Source organism: Methylocystis sp. (assembly GCF_021731785.1).
Lineage (GTDB): Bacteria > Pseudomonadota > Alphaproteobacteria > Rhizobiales > Beijerinckiaceae > Methylocystis.
Genome location: NZ_JAKFWS010000003.1, coordinates 1 through 26514 on the forward strand (window position 1 = coordinate 1; position 26514 = coordinate 26514).

The 26514-nt window shown below is 62.6% G+C and carries 22 protein-coding genes, 1 tRNA gene and 1 pseudogene; 18 read left to right on the forward strand and 6 right to left on the reverse strand.

What is annotated here, in order from left to right:
• A pseudogene (locus QZ964_RS00165) lies at positions 1 to 139 on the forward strand (IS630 family transposase); the annotation flags it as partial.
• Between the two features lie 27 nt (positions 140 to 166).
• Here the strand turns inward: QZ964_RS00165 and QZ964_RS00170 are convergent.
• Together QZ964_RS00170 and QZ964_RS00175 are read right to left on the reverse strand one after the other, a co-directional pair.
• Positions 167 to 1534: a glycosyltransferase family 1 protein gene (locus QZ964_RS00170; protein ID WP_292527790.1), complete on the reverse strand. Its 1368-nt coding sequence runs from the start codon at positions 1532 to 1534 to the stop codon at positions 167 to 169.
• Between the two features lie 323 nt (positions 1535 to 1857).
• Positions 1858 to 4173: a TonB-dependent receptor gene (locus QZ964_RS00175; protein WP_292527791.1), complete on the reverse strand. Its 2316-nt coding sequence runs from the start codon at positions 4171 to 4173 to the stop codon at positions 1858 to 1860.
• A 1109-nt stretch (positions 4174 to 5282) separates the two neighbouring features.
• Between QZ964_RS00175 and QZ964_RS00180 the strand changes: the two genes are divergently transcribed.
• Both QZ964_RS00180 and dusA read left to right on the forward strand, forming a co-directional pair.
• Positions 5283 to 5801: a TetR/AcrR family transcriptional regulator gene (locus QZ964_RS00180; RefSeq protein WP_292527793.1), complete on the forward strand. Its 519-nt coding sequence runs from the start codon at positions 5283 to 5285 to the stop codon at positions 5799 to 5801.
• A 268-nt stretch (positions 5802 to 6069) separates the two neighbouring features.
• Positions 6070 to 7098 (forward strand): tRNA dihydrouridine(20/20a) synthase DusA, encoded by a 1029-nt coding sequence (dusA, locus tag QZ964_RS00185; protein ID WP_292527795.1) that lies wholly within the window; start codon positions 6070 to 6072, stop codon positions 7096 to 7098.
• Positions 7099 to 7102: 4 nt separating this feature from the next.
• Here the strand turns inward: dusA and cobS are convergent, their stop codons facing one another.
• Positions 7103 to 7879: an adenosylcobinamide-GDP ribazoletransferase gene (gene cobS, locus QZ964_RS00190; RefSeq protein WP_292527797.1), complete on the reverse strand. Its 777-nt coding sequence runs from the start codon at positions 7877 to 7879 to the stop codon at positions 7103 to 7105.
• Between the two features lie 60 nt (positions 7880 to 7939).
• Positions 7940 to 9439, reverse strand: coding sequence for a phosphomannomutase/phosphoglucomutase (locus QZ964_RS00195; protein ID WP_292527799.1), 1500 nt, complete (start codon positions 9437 to 9439; stop codon positions 7940 to 7942).
• Between the two features lie 184 nt (positions 9440 to 9623).
• Between QZ964_RS00195 and QZ964_RS00200 the strand changes: the two genes are divergently transcribed.
• Complete coding sequence (locus QZ964_RS00200) at positions 9624 to 12326, forward strand: DUF2235 domain-containing protein (RefSeq protein WP_292527801.1); 2703 nt, start codon at positions 9624 to 9626, stop codon at positions 12324 to 12326.
• A gap of 37 nt (positions 12327 to 12363) precedes the next feature.
• On the opposite strand, the gene hrpB is transcribed toward QZ964_RS00200, so the two are convergent.
• Complete coding sequence (hrpB, locus tag QZ964_RS00205; protein WP_292527802.1) at positions 12364 to 14931, reverse strand: ATP-dependent helicase HrpB; 2568 nt, start codon at positions 14929 to 14931, stop codon at positions 12364 to 12366.
• Positions 14932 to 15081: 150 nt separating this feature from the next.
• Positions 15082 to 16071 carry a TIM44-like domain-containing protein gene (locus QZ964_RS00210; RefSeq protein ID WP_292527804.1) on the reverse strand — a complete coding sequence of 330 codons (990 nt, stop codon included), beginning with the start codon at positions 16069 to 16071 and terminating at the stop codon, positions 15082 to 15084.
• Between the two features lie 303 nt (positions 16072 to 16374).
• Here QZ964_RS00210 and QZ964_RS00215 point away from each other — a divergent pair, with 303 nt between their 5' ends.
• The 14 genes from QZ964_RS00215 to QZ964_RS00280 form a co-directional block, all read left to right on the forward strand.
• A complete protein-coding gene (locus tag QZ964_RS00215; protein WP_292527806.1) occupies positions 16375 to 17178 on the forward strand; it encodes a thymidylate synthase in 804 nt (267 codons plus the stop codon).
• A gap of 4 nt (positions 17179 to 17182) precedes the next feature.
• Complete coding sequence (locus QZ964_RS00220) at positions 17183 to 17698, forward strand: dihydrofolate reductase (protein WP_292527808.1); 516 nt, start codon at positions 17183 to 17185, stop codon at positions 17696 to 17698.
• Between the two features lie 75 nt (positions 17699 to 17773).
• Positions 17774 to 17850 (forward strand) — tRNA-Pro (locus tag QZ964_RS00225).
• A 337-nt stretch (positions 17851 to 18187) separates the two neighbouring features.
• On the forward strand, positions 18188 to 19414 hold the full coding sequence (locus QZ964_RS00230; RefSeq protein WP_292527810.1) for a helix-turn-helix domain-containing protein: 1227 nt from the start codon (positions 18188 to 18190) through the stop codon (positions 19412 to 19414).
• Positions 19408 to 19608, forward strand: a complete 201-nt coding sequence (locus QZ964_RS00235; RefSeq protein WP_292527811.1) for a hypothetical protein — start codon at positions 19408 to 19410, stop codon at positions 19606 to 19608. Before QZ964_RS00230 ends, QZ964_RS00235 begins: the two co-directional genes overlap by 7 nt.
• 83 nt (positions 19609 to 19691) lie before the next feature.
• Positions 19692 to 20144, forward strand: a complete 453-nt coding sequence (locus QZ964_RS00240; RefSeq protein WP_292527812.1) for a hypothetical protein — start codon at positions 19692 to 19694, stop codon at positions 20142 to 20144.
• Positions 20145 to 20225: 81 nt separating this feature from the next.
• A complete protein-coding gene (locus QZ964_RS00245) occupies positions 20226 to 21737 on the forward strand; it encodes a terminase TerL endonuclease subunit (RefSeq protein WP_292527813.1) in 1512 nt (503 codons plus the stop codon).
• A complete protein-coding gene (locus tag QZ964_RS00250) occupies positions 21734 to 22054 on the forward strand; it encodes an HNH endonuclease (protein ID WP_292527815.1) in 321 nt (106 codons plus the stop codon). Before QZ964_RS00245 ends, QZ964_RS00250 begins: the two co-directional genes overlap by 4 nt.
• Positions 22039 to 23295 (forward strand): phage major capsid protein, encoded by a 1257-nt coding sequence (locus QZ964_RS00255; protein WP_292527816.1) that lies wholly within the window; start codon positions 22039 to 22041, stop codon positions 23293 to 23295. The genes QZ964_RS00250 and QZ964_RS00255 overlap by 16 nt, the downstream gene beginning before the upstream one ends.
• Complete coding sequence (locus QZ964_RS00260) at positions 23295 to 23822, forward strand: HK97 family phage prohead protease (RefSeq protein WP_292527818.1); 528 nt, start codon at positions 23295 to 23297, stop codon at positions 23820 to 23822. The genes QZ964_RS00255 and QZ964_RS00260 overlap by 1 nt, the downstream gene beginning before the upstream one ends.
• A complete protein-coding gene (locus QZ964_RS00265) occupies positions 23822 to 24352 on the forward strand; it encodes a hypothetical protein (RefSeq protein WP_292527819.1) in 531 nt (176 codons plus the stop codon). Before QZ964_RS00260 ends, QZ964_RS00265 begins: the two co-directional genes overlap by 1 nt.
• Complete coding sequence (locus QZ964_RS00270) at positions 24352 to 25410, forward strand: phage portal protein (protein WP_292527821.1); 1059 nt, start codon at positions 24352 to 24354, stop codon at positions 25408 to 25410. The genes QZ964_RS00265 and QZ964_RS00270 overlap by 1 nt, the downstream gene beginning before the upstream one ends.
• A complete protein-coding gene (locus tag QZ964_RS00275; RefSeq protein WP_292527822.1) occupies positions 25407 to 25760 on the forward strand; it encodes a hypothetical protein in 354 nt (117 codons plus the stop codon). The genes QZ964_RS00270 and QZ964_RS00275 overlap by 4 nt, the downstream gene beginning before the upstream one ends.
• A 460-nt stretch (positions 25761 to 26220) precedes the next feature.
• On the forward strand, positions 26221 to 26514 hold a 294-nt coding region (locus tag QZ964_RS00280), incomplete at its 3' end, for a hypothetical protein (protein ID WP_292527826.1).

Sequence of the window (26514 nt, forward strand, 5' to 3'; positions counted from 1 at the left end):
GCTCGCGCGATCGGCACTTCGCCATATCCGCGTCGCGTCCAAACAGGAGTTGAAGGATCGAATCATTGAGGCAATCGACGACGTTAACCGTGAGCCTGTCGTTCATACCTGGACTTACAAGATCGACATCGCGGCATGATATGAGTCGATTCAAAGAAACGCTCTACTAGATGGCGCCGAGGGCGCGGTTCAGCGCGGCGGCGTCGATCTGATAGTTGTTGTCGCCCAGGATCGCGGCGAGCCGCGCCGCCGACTGCGCCCAGCTGACGACGGCGGGCGGCGCCGCTTCCCTGCTCGACGCGAGCGCGTCCTGCACGCGCGCGGCGAGCGCCTGCGAGTCGAGCACATCAAAATATACAGCGCCGTCACCGCCGACTTCGCGAAAGACCGGAATGTCGCTCGCGATCACTCGCGCGCCGTGATGCGCCGCTTCGATCAGGGGCATCCCGAAGCCTTCGACGAAGGATGGAAAGATTAGGCCGCGCGCCCGCGGATAGAGATAGGAAAGATCGGCGTCGCTCGCATTGTCAAGCCAGAACAGCCGGCGTCCGAATTCGTTATGCTGTCGGATGCGACGTTGCAGCGCGTGCGTGTTCCACCCCGGCCGACCGACGATGACGTAACGCGCGTCGCAGCCTTGCGACCAAAGACGTTCGAATGCGTCCAAAGCCACAGGATAGGCCTTGCGCGGCTCGAGCGTGCCGACGCTCATAAAGAAAGGCGACGGCGCCGCGGCGATTTGCGCCGCCGTTTTCGACGGCGCTTCGGGTGCGCCCCCGCCAAAATCCGCGCCAAGCGGCCACCAGCCGATGCGCATATTGGCGGGCGTCGAAAGCCGCTCTTCGCGCAGATAGGCGACCAGGTCCTGCGCGACGCTTTGCGAGATGCAGACGATCGCGTCGCACTGCAGCAGCGCCGTTTCGAACCAATACGCGAATGGCGCGCTGTTCTTCACGGCGGTGGCAGCCGGATAACGCAAAGGGATGAGATCGTAGAGACAGCCGACAACGTCGGCGCCCGCCTCTCGCGCCGCATTCAACAGCGGCGGATATTCCTCGACAAAGCCCCATCCGGAATCGAGCAAGAGCAGTCTGTCGCCCGATTGCAATTCGACCGCGTCAGGCAAATTGTCGTGCTTGAACTGGCCATGGAGCCGGCCTGCTTCGAGATAGACCGGAAGCCCTGCGCCGCTTTCCACGCAGGCGCGCGCGATTTCGCGCACCACGCGCTGCACGCCCGAATGGCCGCCGAAACGATGCGTCGCCGTCATGTCGATGAGAAGCCGGTTGCGCCCCGCCGGCGCTGGAATGTCGCCCTCCAGCGGCGTTCGCAGAGACTGCGCTTTGACCGCATCCGGCTCCCGCCAGCGCCCGTCATGCAGGCGGCCGAGACCAAAGAGGCGCGAAAGCGTCCAATAAAACTCCAGCGCCTTCCCGTAAATGAACCGCGTGCGCGAATCGACGTCATATTGCTCGAAATCGCTCAGCTCGCGATGCAACTCCTCGAGCAGATAAGCGTCGATTTTCTCCTTCATCCCGCCTCCGGACGCTCGCCGCGCCGCCACGTTTTCCGAGCGTTGGGACGCGTTGGTACGGCAGGTTGGGGCCCATGACAAGGCTACCTTGTCAATGACGCTATGCGCGGCCCCCTGTTGGGCGCTTCAGGAGGCGACGGAAAACTGCGCCCACTTAACATCCGGGCCAATCACTGCGGTGCAAGTCCGTTATCTAATTACGTTTTTAGGTAAAGGTTACGTCGCCGAGGCGGTGCAGCCTGCTGACGAAGCAAGAGCTGAATTTCATTGGAGAGCTCGGGCCGGCGCGGCCATAACAAGACCGGCGCCGGCCACCTTCATCACTAGAATCGATACTTTACGCCGGCATAGACCGACGCGCCGTTGCCGGGATAGAACGCCTGTGGATTTCCGGGCACCCAGTCATACAGGCCCGTCGCGATTGTGAACGGCGGCCTCACGGCGTTAGCGACGCTGATGACGTCGCTGACATAATGAACGTTGCCGAGATTGCGCGCATCCAAGTACCACTCAAGGCCGTTGGCCATTTTTAGACCCGCCTGGAAACCAATCAGGGCATAGCCAGGCGCCCTCAGAGTATTGGCGTAATCCACATATGCGCCTGACGGAACCCAATCGACTTGCGGCGCAACGTACAATCCATCCGCCGTACTGTAACTGACGGTGGTGCGCAGCACATTGCGAGGAATCGCCGGAAGCCAATTGTTCCCATAGGTCGGGTCACCGTTGAAGGCGTATAGATTCATGTTCCAGATCTGGGCGATCTTCAACACGTCGCCCGCGCCTTCGCCCTGCAAGTCGCGAAGGACTTCGACGCTGCCGCCGAGCTCGATGCCTTGATGGACCGTGTTTGGCGCGTTGCGTGTTACGGACACGGTGCCGGACGCGGGATTGGTGTTGAACTTCAGCAATTCGTCCCAGATATTGGCGTAGTAGTACGTAATATCCCAGGCGAAACGGTCGAATTTGCCGCGAGAGCCGATTTCACCGGTCCAGGCTTTTTGCGCTTTGAGATTATTCAACTGAAATCCAAATTGACCCTCCGAATTCGGAATCCATGGCGGCCGCGGAGCAAAAAGCGTTTGCGTCAGATCGATCAAGTCGGGCACGTCGCGCGACAGCGTAACATCGGAGAAAACCTGAATATCCGGGGTCGCCTGCATCATCAAACCGAACTTCGGCATCAACCCGTGGTAGGTCTTAGAGGCGCTTCCGGCTAACGGCTCAAAGGGAATTCCGCCCAGGGCCGTCGCCGCTCTCCGGTCGCTAATGTATTTCAGTCCCACCATCGCGATAAGATTTTCGGTAAGGTGAAATCTGTCCTCAGCATAGAATTCGACATTGAAGGCGTTGATTCTATTGTTTCGCAGCTGCGGGTTTTGGCCGACCGGGACAAACGGGACAAGCGGGCAGTCCTGCAAGATTGCATAACTGAAGAAGCCGCACGCGTTGTTGCCGTTGTTGAATCCAAATTGCGACAGTGAGTTCCACGACCACGCCGGGAAACCGGCGCCGATGACGTTGCCAAACGGCGGCTGGCCAAGCGAGTTAAAGAGAGTGGGACGATCGGCCAAGCCATAGGGGTTGGCGATCGCGCCGTTGAAATTCGTCCACCACTTGTCGCTTCCGCTTTCGCCCCACACGCGCGCGCCGGCGATCACTTCATTCTTGTGGCCGAGCAGTTCATGCGTCGACGTGAAGCGCGGCGTGAAACCCCAGTTATTGGTGTTCTGCTGAATGACGACGAAGACCGGGTGATACAGATACTGCCCGACAAACCAACTATTGACGTCGAGCTGGCCGAATTCCGTAACATAAGACGTCTTGTTGGCGATGCGGTAGTTCTGCTGATATCGGCCCTGATTGCCGCTAAAGCCCCAGTCGCCGGATGCGGGATTGATGTAGTTGCCATAAAACGGGCCGAAACCTTCAACGAAAGGCGGCAGCGAGAGCCTTGGATCGGCTGCGATCTGACCCAATGTCAGTGTGCCCGGAATTTGCTGATGCGTGTTGTAGTAGCCGAAATACATGCGGGTTTCGAGGTTGTTTGAGAACCTGTATCCGGCATTGCCGTTTATGAGCGTGTAATCGGACTTTTCATGGCCACGAAAGCCAAGCGAATGAGTGAACGAGCCATTGAGCAGAACATCGAAGTTGCCGATGATTCTGGACGCCTGCGCCTGACCGCGGATTGTCTCGAAGCTTCCGCCTTCGAGATTGAGATAATTCGGCGAGATTGCGGTATAGGCCGTTGGCGAAACGAAATTGATGGCGCCGCCTAGCGTCGACGAGCCATACGTCAGTCCATTGCCGCCTTTATAGACCTCGATGGCGCGATAATAATGAGGATCGATCGAATATGTGTCGCCGGCGCCGTCGGCAAACGTCATCGGTATGCCGTCCTGCAGAAGCTCCAGCCCTCGATTGTGGTAATCACGCGTCAGATTGGATCCGCGCACCGACAGGCGGAGCTCCGCGCCATATCGCGATTCTGCGAAGACGCCGGGCGTGTCCTTTAACGCGTCGCGCAGATCTGCGATGTAGCGCGTTTGCTGTTCGGGCGTGTTCGAATCAACAAAAGCGACCGAGCCGACAGTACGGTTTAGTTGTGCACGCAGCGCAGGAATGGAAGGCGCCACCAGGGAGCCTCCGCCTCTCGTGAACAGCGCCGGTTCGCCGGAGGCTTGCCCCCCTTCTATCGCAGGACCCGGTTCAGCAACCGTGCTGGGCCCGCCCGAGCTTCGAGGGGGCGCCGACCGCGCCGAACGTCCTCCCAGCTGTTTCGGCTTGCCAATCTCGATGGTTGGAAGCGCTTGTTGAGCCGCAGAATAATGTGGATCGACAAGGGCCAATGTGAGGACGGAGACGCCTAGGGCGAGATGTTTCTGCTGCATCTTATTGTTCCAGTTAGGGAGGCTAGAAGCACGCAACCACTCATTTGCCGCGCTCTCGTCGAGCGGTCGCGGGGCCATGCGACTCCAGATCCAATCCGGGCGATGAATTTGATTGAGCTATGTTTGTTCAGCGAGCGTGCGCGAGAGTGAAACGCCGACCCGCTTGCTATGAAATGCGAGGCGGCGATGTCGCCGACCAATTTGCAATTAACCCGGGCGGCCGCGCCGAGCCCAGTTCATCCGGATAAAACGTCAACGGCGAAATATTGACCCGTGCATAGAGAGCGTCGGTTCCCGTAAAATTTGGAACGTCAGGAACAATTAGGTCTCGTGCCGCGGAGGCGCACAAGGCGCAATAATGGGAGCAATCGTGGATCGGCCTTCCGCGATCTGACTTATCCTGCGCTCGGTCGCAGTGCTCGTCGACATAGAGCGCCGAAACAATGGGTTTCGTCACGTTCGACGAATCCGCAAACGCGCCGGCAATCCCTAGAAAACTCAATCCACGCAGAACAAGCAGAGACAACACCGCCACCGCAATGATCTTGCGGCCCTGCGAGCGTCCATGAGTCTGATGGTTGACCATCTGAATTGCCGCCGTCCAACCTAAGGGGGCGACTCTGCGTGCTATGCGCGCCGCAATCCTGCCCCCAGCGAGAGTGAATTCTTGTTACTCTACCAAACCGGTTGCGGCAATGGCGCGCACAAGGATTACAGCACTTGCCAGTTCAATTCCTGGGCGCTGTTGCAATTGAGACACATCCCGGCAACTTCGTTGTTGTCTCCGGCAAAATCAGGGGAACTTTGCTATCGTAATTCCAGCGGCAAGAGAACGCATTGGAAAGCAGCCCCTGATGAACATTGCGATCGGCACACAGCAGCGCATCCTCGACGCCGCAATCCAAATCGCCAACAAAAACGGGATCAAGGGGCTAACGCAACCCAAGGTCGCGCGCGCCGCCGGCGTCAGGCAATCACACCTGACATATTATTTCCCCCGCAAGGCCGATCTATTGGCTGCAGTGCTGGAGGCGTCGCATCACCAAGGAGAAGATGCTCCTCCGAAAAATATCGACGAGGCGCTTAAAATGCTCAACACGCTCATGTTCACTCCCAAGCGAATGCGTTTTTTTCTGGGGGCGGTGATTGAAGCCGAAGAGGGCGCCGAATTACGCAATGTGCTCGCCGATCACGCCAGCGCTTTGACCAATCAGATCGCCCGGCTCTTCAACAGACCGAGCGACGACCCAAACGTTGAGGCTTTCATTGATCGGGTTCGGGGGATGGGAATTCGTTTGCTACTCGAGCGAAAACGCAGAGCAGACCAAAAAATTGATCTAAAGAGAATCGCACAGGAATGCGGGCTCGCGTAACTTAGCGCAGAAATTTTCACACTGACTGAAGATTGAGCCCCGCGCCACGGAGTTTGGGAGCTGCGTGTGGAGATTGCCAGTCCCTTGCCGCCTATCGCCCCCTCCGCCGTACCTGAGCGCGCCAGGAGCCCGATTTGAGCGGCGTGAACGTCGCCAATTCTGGTGCGCTCCATGTGCACTGAGAGATCGAAAAGCAGCGAAAAGTGTCGTATCGAGGCATAGAACGGCGTGCACACGACGCGACCTGTGCCGTTGAGACTAAACATACATGCTGACAAATCAGGACATTAGATTCGCCGTGGCGCCGATGATGGATTGGACGGATCGGCACTGCCGATACTTCCATCGGCTCTTATCGCGCCGCGCCCGGCTTTACACCGAGATGCTCACGACCGGCGCGGTCATCCACGGCGACCGGGCGCGGCTTATGGCCTTCGACGCCTTCGAGCAGCCCGTCGCGTTCCAGCTTGGCGGCGCCGACCCCGCCGCGCTGGCGACGGCTGCGCGCGTCGTCGAGACATTCGGCTATCAGGAAGTCAATCTTAACGTCGGCTGCCCCTCGGATCGCGTTCAGAATGGCGCGTTCGGCGCCTGTCTGATGCGCGAGCCAGCGCTCGTCGGCGACTGCGTCAAGGCGATGAAGGACGCCGTCGCCATTCCCGTCACGGTGAAATGCCGCATCGGCGTCGACGATCAGGACCCCGAACAGGCGTTGTTCGCGCTTGCCGAGGCCTGCGTGGCAAACGGCGCCGACGCGCTGTTCGTCCATGCGCGAAAGGCCTGGCTCAAGGGGCTCTCGCCGAAAGAGAACCGAGACGCGCCGCCGTTGGACTATGCGCTCGTGCATCGTCTCAAGCGGGCGCTGCCGGATGTTCCGATCGCGATCAACGGCGGGCTGACCCGCATGTCGCAAATTCGGGAGCAGTTGACATTCGTCGACGGCGTGATGATCGGGCGCGCCGCCTATCATGATCCGGCGTTGCTCCTGGCGGTCGATTCGCAATTGTTCGACGCGCCTGCTCCGGCGGCTGACCTCTTCGAGGCCGTCGACGCCTTCCTTCCCTATGTCGAGCGACAATTGGCGAAAGGCGAACGGCTCGCCGCCATGACGCGCCATCTTCTCGGGCTATTCGCAGGCATGCCCGGCGCGCGGTCGTTCCGTCGACGGCTGGCGCTTGAGGCGGTCAAACCCGGCGCCGGAGCGGAAACGCTGCTTCGGGCAGTCGGCGAGGTGCGCGCCGCCGCCGCGCGCCGCGCCGAAGCGGCGCGGCTGGCCGAACCGGCGGAAACCCGTTGACCGATCACGCGGCCGACAGCGCCGCCAGAATCGCGATCTCGACGAGTTGTTGCGCCGCGCCCAGCACGTCGCCCGTATAGCCGCCGATCTGTTTTTTGGCGAGATTCGCGACGACCGCCGCCGCAGCGAAGGCGGCGACGATCGCGACCGCGATCTGGCCTGCGCCTGCCCCCGCGAGCCAGGGCGCAAAACCAAAAGCGACGGCGACAAGGCAGGCGCGCACCCAGATTTCGCGGGAAGGCGCAGCAACGGTCGCGCCCAGTCCATCGACACGCGCGCGAGGAAGCCACAGCATCGGCGCCAGGCCGGCGACACGAGACAAAGCGCCGGCAAAGATGAGCGTCACAGCCGCCAGCGAGATGCTTCGCTCAAGGATCGACGCGAGCGCAGCGACGCGCAGCAGGATTGAAAAAGACAGCGCCAGAACGCCATAGGCTCCGATCCGGCTGTCGCGCATGATCGCGAGTTTCGACTCACGCGTTGCGCCGCCGCCGAATCCATCGGCGACATCGGCAAGCCCGTCCTCATGCAGGGCGCCGGTGGCGAGCACGAGACCCGCAACAGAGATGAGCGCGCAGACGAGTATAGGCAGATGGCACATGCGCGCGACGACCAGAGCCGCGGCGCCGATCGCGCCGATCACGGCGCCAGCGATCGGCAGCGCCGGCGCGATGCGCGCGAAGTCGAGCGGCGCATGGGCGCCCACGCTCAACGGAAGGCGCGAATAAAACCCCAAAAAGGTCAGGACGTCGGGTAGGAGAGCGCGCGGCATCGGTCCCATTTTCGGCTCTCCCGCCAATCTGTCGAGAACCGTAGAACGTCGTCTTGCAGCGTCGGCGATCTATATCGTCTGATTGTAGGCGCCGACCTCGGGATTTTCTCGCAGCACCGCGTCGATCGCCGTAAACATTTCCTTCATGCGCGACTGCGACACGGGACTTTCGACGACGACGACGAGCTCCGGTTTGTTCGACGACGCGCGCACGAGGCCCCATGTGCCGTCGGCGACCGTTACGCGCACGCCATTGATGGTGACGATGTCGCGGATCGGCTGACCGATGATCTTTTCGCCCTGCGCGCGCATCGCCTCGATGCGCGCCGTCACCTTGTCGATGACGCCATATTTCTTCTCATCGTCGCAATGCGGCGACATCGTCGGCGAACCCCAGGTCTTCGGCAGCTCGGCATAGAGGTCGGCCATCGACTTCGCCGGATTGCGATCGAGCATTTCAAGGACATGGATGGCGGTGAGCAGCCCGTCGTCATAGCCGCGTCCGATTGGCTCATTGAAGAAGAAATGCCCGGATTTCTCGAAGCCGGCGAGAGCCTTGCGCTCACTTACGCGGCGCTTGATATAGGAATGTCCGGTCTTCCAATATTCGGTGACGACGCCGCGCGCGACGAGTTCGGGGTCCGTCGCGAAAAGTCCGGTCGACTTCACGTCGACGACGAATGACGCGTGCGGATGAACCTTGGAGAGATCGCGCGCCAGCATGACGCCGATCTTGTCGGCGAAAATCTCCTCGCCATTATTGTCGACGACGCCGCACCGATCCCCGTCGCCATCAAAGCCAAGCCCGACGCAGGCGCCGGTCTCGCGCACCTTGTCGGCGATGGCGTGCAGCATGTGCATATCTTCGGGATTGGGATTATAGCGCGGAAAGGTGTAGTCGGGCTCCACGTCGAGCGGGATCACGTCGCAGCCAAGGTGCTCCAGCATCTGCGGCGCGAAGGCGCCGGCGGTGCCATTGCCGCAGGCGGCGACGACCTTCATCTTGCGGGCGAAGGGCGGCCGGCGGGTGAGGTCGTCGATGTAACGCGCGCCGAAATTTTCGATGTAGCGATAAGAGCCGCCTTCGGCCTCGTGAAATTCGCCGGCGAGAACGATCTCCTTCAGGCGGCTCATTTCCTCGGGTCCGAAGGTCACCGGCCGGCGCGCGCCCATTTTCACGCCCGTCCAGCCATTGTCGTTATGCGAGGCCGTCACCATCGCCACCGCCGCGACATCGAGATCGAACTGGGCGAAATAGGCCATCGGCGACAAAGCGAGGCCGATGTCGCGCACGCGCACGCCCGCGGCCATCAGGCCGCTCACCAGCGCCAGTTTGATCGAAGAAGAATAGCTGCGGTAATCATGGCCGACGACGATTTCCGGCGCGACGCCCATCTCGCGCAGCAGCGCGCCAAGGCCCATGCCGAGCGCCTGCACGCCCATGAGATTGAGCTCAGCGCCGAACAGCCAGCGCGCGTCATATTCGCGAAAGCCGGTCGATTTGATCAGCGGCGCTTCTTCATATTCGAATGTATTCGGGCGCAAATTCGGTGCGGGCTTGGGAAACATCAACGGTCCTTCGCTTGGGCGAGCGTCGCCTTGGCCGCCATGGCCGCCATGGCATAAGCGAAAATCCGGCCCGCGCCAAATCTGGGCTGGGAGATGATGCAGTTTAAGCTTGCAGAGCGCGGAATGCGCTCGTAGGATTTCTGATTGCTGCGACTATTTTGTTTTTTCATTTCGAGGTTTCGCTATGGCCAAGAAAATTATTTTGCTCGCCGACGGCACGGGGAACGGACTGCTTGTCCAGGTCTCGAACATCTGCCGGCTCTCGAAGGCGCTTGATCTCTCCCGGGACGACCAGATCGTCTATTACATTCCCGGCGTCGGCACCGAGGGTTTCAAACCGCTCGCGATGCTCGACGGCGCCACCGGTCTCGGCGTCCCTTCGAACGTACGCAAACTATATCGATTCCTGTCGTGGAACTGGGAGCCCGGCGCAGCGATCTACATGTTCGGCTTCAGCCGCGGCGCGTTTACGATTCGAACGCTGGTCGATTTTGTCGCCAATCAGGGTTTGCTGCCGACGTATGTAAACGGGCGACGCGTTTCGCACCGTGAAATGGTGCGCAACTCCGAGTCCGCATGGCGCGCGTACTGCGCCAAAGACCCTGCGCGCAAGACGAATATCTGGGTAAAGCTCGGCGTTCGGAAGCTGCGCGACGCCGTTCTATGGATCGGGCGCACATTGAGCCGAGAGCAAAGCTACGAAAAGATTCAGGCCGCCGATCCTTCTCGTCGCCCGGAAAATATCTCGATCGACTTCATGGGTCTGTTCGATACGGTAGAGGCCTATGGGGTGCCGGTCGAAGAGATGCGCGAAGGCGTGCATCGGCTGGTCTGGCCGATCAATTTCGGCGGCGATCATTCCATTTGGAAAAATGTAAAGTGCGTTCGTCAGGCGTTGAGCCTTGACGACGAACGCCGCACCTTCCACCCGATCCGCGTGTCGCTGCGAGACGACGACAAGACGTCGGGTCGCGTGAAAGAGATCTGGTTCGCCGGCGTTCATTCCGACGTCGGCGGCGGCTATCCGGACGACATGACGGCGCATGTTCCCCTTGTCTGGATGATTGGAGAGGTCGCAAGGTCGGCTCCGGATTCCGCGCGGGCGCTCGTTTTTCATGACAGCGCTCTGGACGAGTTCCGCAGCATCGCGACGCCGTTCGGGCCTATTCACGACTCACGCTCTGGCCTTGCCATCCTTTATCGTTACGATCCGCGCGCCGTCACCAAAGAAGACGCCGCTGAAAATCCCTATTTCCAGCCCACCATTCATCATTCGGTTGTCGAACGCCTCGTCAAAGGACACGAGGACTACGCGCCGATCGCGCTCGGCGCCGGGAAAGCACCAAACGACGAACCGGAAGTCGCGATGCCCGATGGGTCGGTAGCGAAACCCAAAACCGGCCCCGGCTATGACCCCGTGACACCCGCCAACGAAGCCAACGTTCCAGCTTTCCTGCGCGAAGCACTGAAGGACCGGATGCAGTTTGCAGAAGCCACGTTGAAACAACTCGATGCTCCCATTGAAACGGATATGGAGATCGCACGCGATTTCGTCTGGCTGAAGCGGATTCTCTACTTCTTTTTCTTCGGACTATTCCTCGTCATTCTTCTGCTGCCGATCGCGGACGGGATGATCGATTGGATGGGCGGCTTGATACCCGACTTCGTTGGCTCCTTCGTGCCCCATCTCAACGTCATGCCGTGGCTCCAGTCCATTCTCGATGCGCTCTCGAACGTCTTCAGAGGAATAGGAGATGCGATTTTATCCCTCACGCCCGCTTGGCTGACAGCGCATGTGCAGGCCGCGATGCAGCACCCGCTGTTCGTTATCGCGCTTATTCTTGCTTATTTCGGCCTAAGCGCTCTGAACAACAAATATCAGGACACTATTCAATATCATGCTCGACGCGCATGGAACGTCCAGGGCGAAGAAAATAGGAAGGTTGCGGGCGTGGCGCCAGGGCCGCTTTCGCGCGTCGTCCGCTGGCTTCGCAACAGCCCGGTCAGGCGTGAATTGATCGCCATTTCGCGACCGATTTTGCCGTTCGCCTACGCTCTCGCTTTCATTGCCGCGCCCGCCCTCATTCTCGCAAATCGCGCGGGATTCAATTTCCTGGTTGGGAAGGGCTCCGTTTGCGAAGCGTCCGACGACGCCCAGTGGCTCGGCGCCCACGCGAGTCCGAAGGAGTTTCACACCAGTGATCCATGCTGGGCGAGCGGCTGGTTGCTTGAACGCGGCGCTCCCTATCGTCTTACGATAAAGGTCGATCCGAGAAACGGTCACCAACCGTGGCTCGATCAATTGATCATGACTGACCCCTACGGTTTCGACAGTTCGGGCGTTGCCCTATCGGCGGCGACAGTTCTACGCCGCTGGCCGTCGGCGGCTTGGTTCCATCCGATCGCGCGCATCGGCTCGAGTGGCGAGGTCGAATGGCCGCTCGTTCCGAGCGACGGCGGCGGCGCGCTGCCCTCGCGCGGCCGTCGCTGCACACGCCTGCCGATCCGCTACGATGAAACCCAGGAGCACGCGGAATTTTGCAAGTCAACGCCGACAGCCGCCTCCTGCAATGCTGGCATGGCGCTATCGGTCAGCGATCCATTACCGCCTAAGGAACTCGCCGCGGCGAAGCGCGCCTGGACTCGCGACACCTTCGAACTCGATGGGCGCAGCTGCAATTCTCCGTTTCCGCGTACGACCTTCGTGTCCGAATTCATCGCGCGGGACACGGGGGAGCTTTTCCTTTTCGTGAACGACGCAGCGCACATCGCCTGGCCGGGGCGCGCCCAGATTTTTTACAGGAACAACACCGGCACGGCGACAGTCACAATCGAACGGCTGCCACGTGCCGATGCGCCTGCGACGACGGCGAGTAGCGCGCCTTGATACAAAAGCGCGCCTGACTTCAAGCCCCCTCGTGGGGTTACGAGCCCCACGGCTTGGCGCGTGTCGTCGGCTGCGCGGCCGCCGGATCGTCCGGCCAGAGATGGCGCGGGTAGCGCCCTTTCATCTCCTTCTTCACCTCGTTCCAGGAGCCCTTCCAAAAGCTCGGGAGATCACGAGTCGTCTGGATCGGCCGATGCGCAGGAGATAACAGTTCGAGCGTCAAGGGCACGCGACCGCGCGCAAGCGTCGGGTGGCTTGAGAGGCCATAAAGCTCCTGCACGCGCACCGCGAGGATCGGACCGTTCTCGGTTGAATAGTCGAGCGCATGGCGCGCCCCGGCGGGCGTTTCGAAATACGGCGGCGCTTCGGCGTCGAGCCTGCGCGTCAATTCGTAGGGGAGCGTCTGCGCGAGCGCGGCCTCGAGATCGTCGGCCGTGATCTCGGCGAGCGACGCGCGTCCGGGAATAAAGGGCGCGAGCCAGTCCTCAGCGCTTGCCGCCACAGCGGCGTCGGACAGATCTGGCCATTCATCGCCCTCGGCGCAGCGCAGAAAGGCGACGCGGTCGCGCCGTTGCATCTGCGACTTAGTCCACGGAAGGCGCGACACGCCGAGCCCGCCGACGCCGCGCGCGAGCGTCCGCGCATTCTCCTCAGACGGCTCGACCGCCAGATTGCGCTCCGAGAGGCGTATCGCGCCGAGACGCCGGTAGGCGCGCCGCCGCAGGCTGGCGCTTGCTGCATCAAAAACGGTTTCGTCACGAGTCTCGATGCGGTCGGCGGCGATCGTCTCGACCTCCTCGGCGGTGAGCGCGCAAGCCGCGAGGATGCGCGCCTGCGCCGCCCGGCCGGTGATTTCGGCTATGGCGAGAAATGGCGCGCGCGACAGCGGGTCTTCGACGGGCAATGTCGCGGCGCGGCCGTTCGCCATCAGGAACTCGCCGCGCGCGCCGCGCGATTTGGCGATGCGGTCGGGAAAAGCTAGCGCGATCAGCGCGCCTTCGGATAACTGCTCCCTCCCTGTCCCTCCCCCGCTTCGCGGGAGAGGGGACGCCAACGATCGGCGATCCGCCTGAAGCGCAGAGTCTGCTCCCGCTCCCACGGCAGCGGGGGAGGATTGAAGGGGCATGGCGCCGTCCGCCTGCCGCGCCCATTGCGCAGCGAGACGCAAGGCGTCGCGGGCGCGCTTGGAATTTTCGCCATGCAGGCGCTCCAGCCGATGCGACAGGTCGGCGTCGGCACCGCCGAGTCCGCGCTCGGATAGCAGCATGGCGAGTTCGGCGGCGCGCTTCGCCTCGCCGTGGCGCGCCGCCTTGACCGCCATGCGGGCCAGCCGCGGCGCGAGCGGCAGCGCCCGCATGGCGCGTCCCATGTCGGTGAGCCTGCCGTCGCCGTCGAGCGCCCCGAGTTCGCGGTCGAGCGCAACCGCCTCCTTCCAGGCGGGCGCCGGCGGCGGATCGAGCCATTTGAGTCGCCCCGGATCGCTTACTCCCCAGGCGGCGAGATCGAGTGCAAATCCGGAGAGATCGGCGTCGAGCATTTCGGGCGCGGCGAAGGCGGGGAGCGCCGCTGTCTGCGGTTCGTCCCATAGCCGATAGCAGACGCCGCGCTCGGTGCGGCCGGCGCGGCCGCGGCGCTGATCGACGCTGGCGCGCGAAGCGCGCACGGTCTCGAGCCGCGACAATCCGAGATCAGGCTCGAAACGCTGCACGCGCGCGAGGCCGCTGTCGACGACAACGCGCACGCCTTCGATGGTGAGCGAAGTTTCCGCAATCGATGTGGCAAGCACAATCTTGCGACGGCCCGGCCGCGCCGGCGCAATCGCCCGGTCCTGCTCGCCGCGATCAAGCGCGCCAAAGAGCGGCGCGACGTCCACGTCATCCGCCAAGCGGGACTCGGAGAGTCGCGACGCGACACGCATGATTTCGCCCTGCCCCGGCAGAAAGGCGAGGATCGAGCCCCTCTCTTCATGCAACGCCCGCAAGATCGCACGCGTCATCGTCTCTTCGATACGCGCATTGGCGTCGCGGCCGAGATAACGCGTCTCAACCGGAAATGCGCGCCCCTCGCTTACGATGATTTGCGCGCCCATTAACGCGGCGACGCGGGCGCCGTCGAGCGTCGCCGACATGGCGATGAGACGCAGATCTTCGCGCAAGCCGCTCTGCGCGTCGAGCGCCAGCGCCAGGCCGAGATCGGCGTCGAGCGAGCGTTCGTGATATTCGTCGAACAGCACGCCGGCGACGCCCTCGAGCGTCGGGTCGTCGAGTATCATGCGCGCGAACACGCCTTCGGTGACGACCTCGATGCGGGTTCGCGCCGAGACTTTCGACTCGAGACGCATCCGCAGGCCGATCGTTTCGCCGACAATCTCGCCGAGCGTCGCCGCCATGCGCGCCGCCGCCGCGCGGGCGGCGAGACGTCGCGGCTCCAGCAGGATGAGCTTGCAGCCCTCGGCCCAGCCGGCGTCAAGCAGTTCGAGCGGAACGCGCGTGGTTTTGCCGGCGCCGGGCGGGGCGACGACGACAAGGTTGCACGACGCCTCAAGCGCCGCGCGGATCGCCGGCAGCACATCGTCGATCGGCAACGCAGAAAGTTCATGCAGCATCGGAGGCGCGCGCTTCAAAAGGTCCAAATTCTACAGCCCGACGCATTGCGGACGTCGGTCAAAGGGTCAAGACGCTGCGTCGCGCCGGACCGGCAATAAAAAAGCCCCTCCCTTGCGGGAGGGGCAAAAGATTGCAGCCCAATGCTGAACTTACGCCGCCTGCTGAATCGCCGAGAGCTTCCATTCCTGCGGTCCGGCGCCCGCCGGTCGGCGGAAGGTCCAGGCCTCGGATGTCTCCGTTGGCCCGGGCGAACCGGGCGCGGGCTTGCCGGTGGCGCGGTCCTCCAGCACGTCATTGAGCGCGAAGCGCATGGCGACGGTGGCGTATTCGTCGACGCCTTCGCGCCACGCCTCCGACAGGTCGCCTTGCAGCAACTTCACGTCCGAGACGCGGTTGACGACGCCCTTGCGGCGGTTCTCCTCCAATTCGTCGTCGAAATAGGAGGCCATTTCCGGCGTCGACATGCCGCGCAGCGCGCCAAGATCCTCGCGGCTATAGGCGCCCTGCGCTTCGCCGAGCAGGCGTTCGAAGGCGTTGAAGTCCTCCGGCGCAATCTTGATTGGCGTCGCCATCGCCGCCTGCGGCGACGCGCCGGAGCCGAAGCCCGCCGCGCCAAAAGGCGCGCGCGCCGTAAACGGCGAAGTGAAGCCGGGGCTCGGACGGTGACCCGCTCCAGCCATGGCGTTCGCATTGCGACGCGTCCACCAATTGAAAGCCATACGGGCCAGTAAGACGATCAGCGCGATCTGCAGCAGCAGCCCGATGATCGACATGAAGCCGCCCATGCCGCCGAAGAGGCCATGGCCCGTCAGCAGGCCAAAGAGGCCGGCGCCGAGCAAGCCGCCGGCGAGCCCGCCAAGCAAACCGCGACCGAAGGAGCCGCCAAAGGCGCCGCCGGGCTGCGACATCGGCCCTGCCATGCCTGGCGAAGGCCGCGGCGTGACGCTACGCTCGAAGGGCGAGGCCTGGCCCGGCATCGTTCGAGTCGAGGGCGGCGCGGACCAGCTGCGCGAGCCGCGGCTGCCAAAGCTGCCGCCGCCGCCCATGCGCGCTTCGGCGATGGCGGGCGCTAACGCCAGCAGCGCCGCAAGTGCGAGAGAAATCAGCGATCCACGCTTAAGGGCGAAGAAACGCGACATGGTGTACATCCCCGAAATTGCGGGGAACGAGGTTCCCCTAGCTGCGCATATATAGGAACGCCGGGAGGCGCGCGCAAAGGCTTGGCTGCAAGAATCGGATGTCGGCGGGGCGTCCGCTTAAATGGCTTCTCAGTCTGGTATGCTCGTGGCCAGGGCGAGGAATTCGAAGTCGAGGCGCAAACGCCTACAAATCGAACGCGCTTTGAATTTTTTCCCGGTCAATTCGCTTCAATAGAGGCGCCACTGTTGATGATAAACGGTCAGGGCATTCTCGGCGCGGCGCGGACGCGCTAAACCCTCACCATGCGTCAGTATCTCGACCTTCTGGATAAAGTCCTGCGCGAAGGCGTCCGCAAGGACGATCGTACCGGCACCGGGACGCTGTCGCTGTTCGGCCATCAGATGCGCTTCGACCTTTCGCAGGGTTTTCCGCTGGTGACGACCAAGCGCGTGCATCTGAAATCGGTCATTCACGAACTGCTGTGGTTCCTGCAGGGCGACACCAACGTCAAATATCTGCGCGACAATGGCGTCACCATCTGGGACGAATGGGCGAATGAAGACGGCGACCTTGGTCCAATCTACGGCATGCAATGGCGGCGCTGGCCCGACGGCGACAGGGATATCGACCAGCTCGCCCATGTCGTCGAGGAGATCAGGCGCAATCCCTTTTCGCGACGGCTAATCGTCTCGGCATGGAATCCGGCGCAAGTCGACGACATGGCGCTGCCGCCCTGCCACTGCCTGTTCCAGTTTCATGTCGCGGAAATCGACGGGGCGAAACGCCTCTCCTGCCAGCTCTATCAGCGTTCGGCCGACGTCTTCCTCGGCGTGCCGTTCAACATCGCGAGCTATGCGCTGCTCACCCATATGGTCGCGCAAGTCACGGGCTGCGTTCCGGGCGATTTCGTGCACAGTTTCGGCGACGTGCATCTCTATCTCAATCATGTCGAGCAGGCGCGCCTTCAGCTCTCACGCGACCCAAAGCCCCTGCCCCGCCTGACGCTCAATCCTTCGGTGCGCTCGCTCTTTGACTTCCGATACGAAGACGTCAGCTTCGAGAACTACGACTCCTGGCCGGCGATCGCCGCCCCGATCGCGGTGTAGCGCAATGCAGCCAAAAATCGTCGCCGTCGTCGCGCGCGGACGCAATGGCGTGATCGGCGTCGCCAACGGCCTTCCCTGGCGGCTATCGAGCGATCTCAAGCGCTACAAGGCGCGCACCTGGGGGAAGCCGATGATCATGGGACGGCGCACCTTCGAATCGATCGGGCGGCCGCTGCCAGGGCGGGAAAGCGTCGTTCTCACCCGCGATCCGCATTTTAAGGCCGAGGGCGCGCATGTCGCGAAAAGTCCGCCGGAGGCCTTGGCGACAGCGCGACGGCTCGCTGCCTTGCTCGACGCCGACGAAATCATCATTGCCGGCGGGGAGGACATCTATCGCGCCTTTCTCGATCTCACCGACGTGATCGAACTGACCGAAGTCGCGCTCGACATTGCCGGCGACGCGCATTTCCCAGCGCTGGACCCCACAGACTGGCGCGAGATCGGGCGCGAAGCGCCGGCTCGCGGCCCGAAAGACGAGGCCGACTTCGCTTTTGTCACGCTTGAGCGCCGCCGCACGTGACGCGCCTGAAACCAGTTGCGGCGCAATCCGCCTGTCGATATAAACCGGCCCGAAGCGGCTTTTGGCCATTTCTATCGGAGTGTAGCGCAGCCTGGTAGCGCACCTCGTTCGGGACGAGGGGGTCGGAGGTTCGAATCCTCTCACTCCGACCAACAAAATCAATCACTTACAAAATCCGGTAGAGCGGGCGGGCACCGATAAGGGCACCGAAACCGGCTGGCCACCAGACCCCGGAAACGAAACCGCCGCCAAGCTCAGGGGAGCCGGCGGCGGAAATCCGAGGACAGAGAAGGCGACCAACCTTCAAAATCAAGGTAACCTTTACATCCCCCGCGACGCAACCCCTAAAATTCCGTCGCGCACAGAGCTTTCCCGCCGCTTCCCGCGTCTGAAGGTGAATCGCCTAAACTGGAAATGGCGAGACGACGCCAGCGGCCGGCGGGGCGATAGCCTCGAATCGCTGCGCGCCTTCATCGCGGAGGCGCGCCGATGAGCGCCAAAGAAAACCCCGGCGCTGGCGACGCCGGGGCCGATCAGGTTGTCGATTCGCAGCCGACAGCCGAGAAAACAGCCGAACCGCCGACGCGTGGGAAGGGTCGCCGAGGCAAGGATCGCTCTGCGGAAACGATCCGCCGAGCGAGCAAATTTCTTAGCCAATGGCGCGAGGCGATCGCACATCATCCAGAAATCACGCCGGGCTATTTCATCGCCGCGTTCGAATTGTCGCTCGCAGCCGACTGGGAAACGTTCGAGGCGTTTCCGTCGCAAGCGACGATAGCGCGCAAGGTGCATCTGACCGAAAAACAAGTCCGCCGCGGATTCCGGAAACTCGAAGAACTCGGATTCCTTGAAACCCGGCGACGTCAGCGAACGTCAAAAATCTATCAGCTGACCATTCCTGAACGGACAAAATCGACCGTTCAAAGCGACCCTCCTGAACGGACAAAATCGACCGTTCAAAGCGACCCTCCTGAACGGACAAAATCGACCGTTCAAAGGGGCGATGACAGAGGCGATGACAAGGATGACAAAACTTCTAGAACGGACAAAATCGACCCCTTTGAACGGACAAAATCGACCCCTTTGAACGGACAAAATCGACCGTGTAACGAATACTCTGAACGATTACCACTGAACGAATACGTCGCGGCGGCGCGCTCACGCGCGCCCGCCGCTCCGGCTAACGATCAGCATTCCTCCCTGTGCCGAGAACAAACATCAAGCTCACTCGCCAGCGCTGATCGCGCTCGCTCGCTTGATGAGATTACGCCCAACCCGAAAGGTAGCCCCTCGATGGTAGAAAAAATCCCTCCCTTCGATCCAGATTGCGCAACGCCGCCGAATAAAGCACCGCACGACGATGCGAATCTTGTCACTTCGGACACCGGCGGCGACGGCGAGGCCGACGCCGACCATCCCGCCGGGCCAGCGGAGGCCACTGGTGAGCCTTTTGCGCCTCGGGCTACCGATCCAGCCAAGGAAGCGGAAAACTCGCTCACGGTCTCCGCTGCCCCGGCAAACGATATCGAGGATGACGATCCGAAACCACCCTACGACGAGGATGACCCGGATTGGGAGCGACTGAATGACGAGTGGTGGGACCGCCAGGCACTGCGCTGGCGAAAGGATGAGGCCAGCGCCGTGGTCGAGGTCGAGGACGAGGACGAGGACGAGGCGGTCGCGGCGTCCAGCGACGAGGATTACGTGGAATGGTGAAGCGCGATCTGAAGCGGCTGTCGTCGCTCGGGCATATCCAGCCGTGGCGTCTGCTCGGCGAAAGCCGCAGCGCCTTCTATCGGCGGTCGCCGGTGGAGCGCGCCGCAATTCACGACGACATCGTTTTCTTGCTGTTCGGCGCGGAGATGCAGGCCGCCGTCGCCCTGAAGGATAGCATCACGCCCGACCGATAGGGCAGCATCAGCCCATCATTGCGGATAGGTCTGAATCACGCTATGTTCCCCACCCTATAGGCGCGCGGGATTGCTGGGGAAGCATGGCCGATCTTCACCCATATGAAAGCATGGCTGAGATATGGCGCGCCGTTCCGTCATGTCCGGGCTACCAAGCGAGCAACCTTGGCCGCATCAAGTCGCCATTCGGCCGTGTGCTGTCCCAAGAGAACATCAACGGCAAGGGCCATCGGCGTGTTGCTACCGCCAGAGGCGGCAAGCGCAAGAAGCTCGTGGCTCGGCTGGTGTGCGAGGCGTTCATTCGTCCGCCTTCAAGCGCCGATCGCCTCGGCCACATCAACGGCGCGAAGGGCGACAATCGTCCTGACAATCTCCAATTCGCCGCGCCGAGAGTGAGCAAGCCTGATCCTCCGAAACGACCGCGGCTAACGGACGATGAGCGCAACCAGAGGAAGGTTGAGCACAATCGCAAGAGATTGAAGGCGTTGCTGGCGCGCAAACGCGCTCTGCAGAAGCCCACGTGGGTTTGGATATGACATCTGGAGCCATCGTTGGAGAACCTTTTGACCCACCCAACCGGACTGGGGGTTTCCAATTATCGCTCTCGCGAGGGTCCCATGACGCCGGCTGAATCGGTTTGCCGCTTTATCGAGCGCCTTCGGGTCCCCGAGGGACCTCTCGCCGGTCGGCGGATCAAGCTGGCTCCGTTCCAGAGAGAATTTATCGAAGGTGCGCTCGGCTCCGGCGTTTCGCTCGCGGCCTTGAGCGTGGGACGCGGGGCCGGCAAGACGACGCTCGGCGCGGGACTGTGCCTTGCGGCATTGCTCGGCATTGCCGACAAGCAACCCAGGCGCGAGGTCGTGATCGCGGCAAAGACGCGCGACCAGGGCGCGATCGCGTGGCGACTGATTGAGGGCTTGGCGTCGTCGCTTCCTCTCAAGACGCGCAAGCTCTTGACCTTCGTTCGCGCGCCACGGCTGCAAATCCGCTACGAGGGCGACGGCGGCGGGCATGTGCTCAACGTGCTGGCGTCCGACGCTCGGAACGCCTTGGGCCTGTCGCCCGTCTTCTCGCTGCTCGATGAGCGCGGATTTTGGGACGACGAAAAAGGCGACGCGCTCGAGGCGGCGATCACATCGGCGGCCGGCAAAAGAGCCGGCCGTGTTTTGGTCATCTCGACTTCCGCGGCGAGCGATGCTCACGCCTTTTCGAAGCTTCTCGACGAGCCCGGCGAGGGCGTCTTCGTTCGCGAGTATCGCGCGCCGGACAATCTCGCGCCGGACGATCTGGAAGCGATCAGGGCGGCGAATCCGGGCGCGGTAGCGGGCATCGGTTCTTCGGAAGAATGGCTCGTTGCGGCAGCGCGCCGCGCGATCGCGCGCGGCGGCAGCGCGTTGTCGAACTTCCGGCTGTTTCACTTAAACCAGCGCGTTTCTCACGAAGCGCGCGCGGTTCTCATCGACGTCGGCCGCTGGATGGCTTGCGAGGTCGGCGAATTGCCGCCCAGGCAGGGGCCTTTGACCTGCGGAATCGACCTTGGCGGAAGCTCATCAATGAGCGCCTGGGCGAATTTCTGGCACGAGACGGGCCGCTTGGAGGTTTACGGCGCTTTCCCGTCGTCGCCGAATCTCTTGGACCGTGGACGCAACGACGGCGTTTCCGATCGCTACCAGCGCATGTTTGAGGCCGGCGAATTGCTCACGCTCGGGCAGCAAGTCGTCGACGTGCCGGCTTTCGTTTCCGCCATGGTGGCGAAGCTCGCCGGCTATTCGATTCAGGCGCTGTGCTGCGATCGTTTCCGGCAAAGCGAATTTCTTGAAGCTCTGGCGAAGACGGGCCTTCAAATCGTTCCGACATGGCGCGGGCAAGGATGGAAGGACTCGGCCGAAGACGTCGAACGGTTCCGTCAGTTCGCGTTCGAGCGGCGCATCAAAACGGAACGCAGTTTGCTCCTGCGCAGCGCGCTCGGCGATTGCGTGACCTTGGTTGACCCGACGGGCGCGGCAAAGATCGCGAAGGGCCGTTCGACGGCGCGCGTCGACGCTGCGACCGCAACGGTAATGGCTGTCGGCGAAGGCTCACGCCTCGCCGGTAGACCTCAACGCACAGCGCGGGCGATGTGGCTATGAAGGCCGGCGCGCATGTCTACTACACCTCGCGATGGGCGCGCGTTCGATGGATTGCGCTGCGTCGCGACGGCTTCGCCTGCGTCAAATGCGGGGCACGTGGTCGACTTGAAGTCGATCATATCGAGTCGATCCGCCGCGCGCCGGAGCGCGCTTACGAGCTCCACAATCTGCAATCGCTTTGCACGTCCTGTCATTCGATCAAGACGAACGACGAGATGGGGCGCGCGCCGAACCTTGCGCAAATCGCATGGAAAACCGCCGTCGCCGAGCTGGCGCGGCCTATAGGTGAAAGGACGAAAAAATGCTTGAGAGTGTGAAAATTTCTCGCCGTCAGAGCGAGATTAGGCAGGCGCTCGCCGTCCTTGTCGGGAAGGAAACGCCCGACGAAAACGAAGTCCGTTCAATCGGCGAAATGGACGCTGAGTTCCAGCGCAATGAAATCCGACTGCGCGGCGCGCTTATCGCCGAAGATCAGGAACGTCGCGACGCCGGCAAAGACCTCGAAACGCGCGGCTCGAACGAGTGGGCCGATCTTGTCGGTCAATTCCAGATGCACCAGGTCGCGCTTTGCCTTGACGAAGGGCGCGCGCTGAATGGCCCAACGGCCGAAGTCGTTTCCGAGATGCGCAGCAAGGGCGGCTATCGTGGCATTCCCGTTCCCTGGGGCGCGCTGGAACGTCGCGCCGGCGAAACCATCGCGTCGGGCATTTTCGATCCGAAACAAGTCCGGCCTGTGATTGATCGTCTGTTCCCCGATAGCGTCGCCGCGCGCATGGGCGGGCAGATGATCGCCGTCGATCAGGGCTTGCTTGAAATTCCGCTCACGACTTCAAGCGTGACGGCCGGATGGGCGGCGTCGGAAACCGGCAACGTCGCCGGGCCTACCGTGTTCGCAACGACGGAACGCACGCTTTCGCCCGAGCAGACGTTGGGCATTCAAGTCAAGCTGACGCGCCAGTCCATGAAGCAGAGCGGCGACGCGCTGGAACAGGCCGTGCGTCGCGATATCGCCGGCACGATGCAGGCCGTTCTGGACGCCGCCGTGTTTAACGGCGCGGGCGCTTCCGGCGTGCCGCTCGGCGTCATCGCCGGTCAGGCAACATACGCCTATGGCACGACGGCGGTTTCGGCCGCCGCGAGCGCCGCCGCGTTTCGCGCGGTCGCGGCGACGTTCATCGGAGCCAATGCCGCGAACGGTCCTGGCGACGTCAAGGTTCTGATGCATCCGTCGACCTGGGCGTTCATGGACGCGGCATTGATTACGGGAACCGCCGTAAGCGAGTGGGATCTTCATCTCAAGAACTTTCCCAACAATGTGCTCAGCACGTTGGCGACGCTCACGGCGGGCTCGCCCGACACGTCGGTTGCGTTGCTCGCGACGAATGCGGGCGGCGTCGCGCCTTTCGTGATCGGCGCATGGGGCGGAATCGACATGATCCGCGATCCCTATAGCGACGGGCTGTCGGGCATGCTGAGGCTGACCGCGTTGGCGACCTTCGATGTCAACATTCTTCGCGCCGCACAGTTGCATCTCCTGACCGCGCTCACGGTCGAATAATGGAACGCCGCGCCTTCGCTTTCGAACTTCGCGCGGCGGGGAGCAATCCCCGCCGCCTTGAGGGCTACGCCGCGACCTTTGGCGTCGACACGCAAATCGGCGACTTCGTCGAAACGATTCGCGGCGGCGCTTTCGCGGCGTCGCTGGCGAGCGGGCGCGATATCATCGGGCTTGTCGATCACGATCCGTCGCGCGTTCTTGGGAGAACGCGCTCGGGCACGCTGCGCTTATCCGAAGATCAGCGCGGGCTGCATTTCGCGATTGACGTTCCCGACACGACATTGGCGCGCGACGTTCTCACCCTCGCGGAGCGCGGCGATCTGGGCGGCGCGAGCTTCGGCTTTCGCGCCGTCGATGAACACTGGAGCGGCGATCGTCGCGAGCTTCGCGTGATCGAGCTTCACGAAATCTCGATCGTGAGCGCGTGGCCGGCTTACGAAACGACAGTCGTTGAAGCGCGGTCGCGTCGGCGCGGCGATGCGCCCGACGCGGGCCTGCGACGCGCTCTTGGGCGTTGGAGGGCGTGATGGCGGTAACGCTGAAAGAAATCGAAGGCACGCCGATGGACTGGCCCGAAAAGCCGCTTCATCTGTCGAAAGCCGCGAAGGCGATTGATCGCAAATTCGTCTGGCAGCGCATCGAAGCCTACATCGCGTTTCGGTTCTCCCCGCGCAGCATTGTGTGGATTGCCGAGGGGCCGGGCTATTGGTTGCCGCCCCTGTCGCCGGCGTCGATATCGGTTTTCGATATCTGGGCCAATGACGCCTGGGAATTCATCACAGCGCCGCCTGGCTCTCCGCTCGGCGGCTTCAATCTCCCTTGCGCCGCGCACTATCGCTTCAGCGGAATTGTCGGCGCCGCGCCTGTGCCGGAAATCGTTGACGAAGCCTATGCCCGCCTTGCCGAATATTTGGCGAACGTCACGCCGAGCAATGGCGTCAGGCGCGAGGAAGTGACGGACATTGGCAGCGTCGAATACGACATGGCGGCTGTTGCGCGCGCGATGGAACGCAGCGGCGCGGCCGACCTTTTGCGGACGTATAGGAGGCCGTCGTGATGGCTTGGCGATGGCCTTGGCAAAAGATCGAGAAACGCGCGTCGGCGAGCGGTTTCACCGCGGAAATCATGGCAGCGCGCGAAAGCTACATCAGCGGGAGACGCGGTGTCGCCGAACTCACGGCGACCGCGCAGAGCTGTATCAGCCTTTGGGAAAACGGCTTCAGCATCGCGGATGTTTCAGGCGCGCCAATGCTCAATCGCCGCACAATGGCGTTGCTGGCGCGCTCGCTTGCGTTGCGCGGCGAGGCCGTCTTTCTCATCAGAGACGATGCGCTCATTCCGTGCTCGGATTGGGATTTGTCGACAAGCGACGGCAAGCCGCGCGCCTATCGTGTTTCGATATCGGAAGCCGGCGGCGGGACGACACAGACCGCGCTCGCGGCCGAAGTGCTTCACGTTCGCATCGGTTCCGATCCTGTGGCCCCATGGCTCGGGCAGGCGCCGCTGCGGCGTGCCGCGCTCACCGCTGGTCTGTTGCAGGCCGTCGAAAGCGCGCTGGGCGATGTTTTCGAGAACGCGCCGCTCGGCAGCCAAATTGTTCCTTTTCCTGAGTCGCGTGAAGTCGACCTTGAGACTATCGGGCGAGGCTTCCGGGGGCGACGCGGGCGCGTCTTGCTTCGTGAGTCCGTCGCCGTGACGGCGGCCGGCGGGCCGGCGCCGGCGGCCGATTGGAAACCGCAGGACGTGACGCCGAACCTTCAGCAATCCATGTCGCTCGAGACGCTCGAGGCCGCGCGCAATGCAATCTGCGGCGTGTTTGGCGTGTTGCCGGCGATCTTCGACAAAGCGGCCCAGGGGCCGCTTGTCCGCGAGGCGCAGCGGCATTTGGCGTCATGGACCTTGCAACCTCTCGCCGAGCTTATCGCCGAAGAAGCGTCGCAGAAGCTCGGCGCGCGTGTCACAATCGACACGCTGCGCCCGACGCAGGCCTTTGACGCCGGCGGCGCGGCGCGGGCGTTCAAGACGATGATTGACGCGCTCGCGGCGGCAAAAGAAGCCGGCCTTGATCCAGCGGCCGTGGCCGGCGCGTTCCGCCGATTGGATTGGGAATCGTGAGCCCGGAAACGGCCCGCGACGCTCTTGACCGCGCGCTGGCGCAGACCGGGCAGACCGTCACGCTGAAACGGTTGACGCCCGAAACGCTCGCCGTTGAGGCCTCAGTCCAGCTACGCGCGCATGTCCGCGATTTTTCGGCGCGGGAGCTTGAGGGCATGCCGAGTCTGCAAAACGGCGCGTCAAGGGTCATCATCGCCGCGCGTGATCTTGAGGGCGTCGAGGATTGGTCGGGCCTGCCCGTCAAGGGTGACGTTCTAACCATTGCCGGGCGCGAACGCACCGTGCTCTACGCCTGGCCTGGGCCTTACGTCGGCGACACCATCGTCAGAATTGAAATGAGCGTCGAATGACACGGAGGCGATATGCTCGCGCTGACGCCAGCGATCTTACTCCGCGTCGTGCGTCGCCCCGAGCCCGTCAAGAAACTTCCGCGCCATCGCCGCGTCGCGATTCGCGATGCGATCGCCGAGTTGATGAAGGTTGCCGAGCCGACCGCCTTCTCGCTTGAGGCGCCGTCTCGACATGGCCTCCGCGTCGCCCTGATCTTCGAAGGTTGGAGTTGGGGTCAGGCCGACGCGGAAGCTGCGCTGATCGTCTTAAGCGCGCTCCACATGGCCGGCGCGCGGAGGCCGTCATGGCAAATGGGACAGCCGGAATATTGCCAGCCCGGCGTTTTGCCGCCACCCCCTCGCGAAACATGCGCCCGATGCGCTGCGCCGCTGCCCGAGGGGGCGCGGCGCTATTGCAGCAAGGTCTGCTACCAGGCGGCGGCGATCGACAGGAATAGGCGCGCCGATGCGGAGGAACGAAATGCGAAAGAAAAGGTCTATCGCATCGCCTGGTCGAAACGACAGCCTGCTCGCCTTTGTCCAAGCTGCAATCGGAGCTTCCAGCCCAAGCGCGCCGCGCAAAAGTATTGTTGCGATACCTGTCGTCACGACGCTCGACGCCTTGCCCGACGAACGGTGCCCCGTCTGTGCGAAGCCGATTGAGCAGAAATCCGGCCGCGGCGGGAAGCGCGTCTATTGCAGCACGCGCTGCGCAAACGCCTATCACAACGGCGAGACGGCGAAGGCGAGCGCCAAAGCGCGCGCCGCGCTGAAG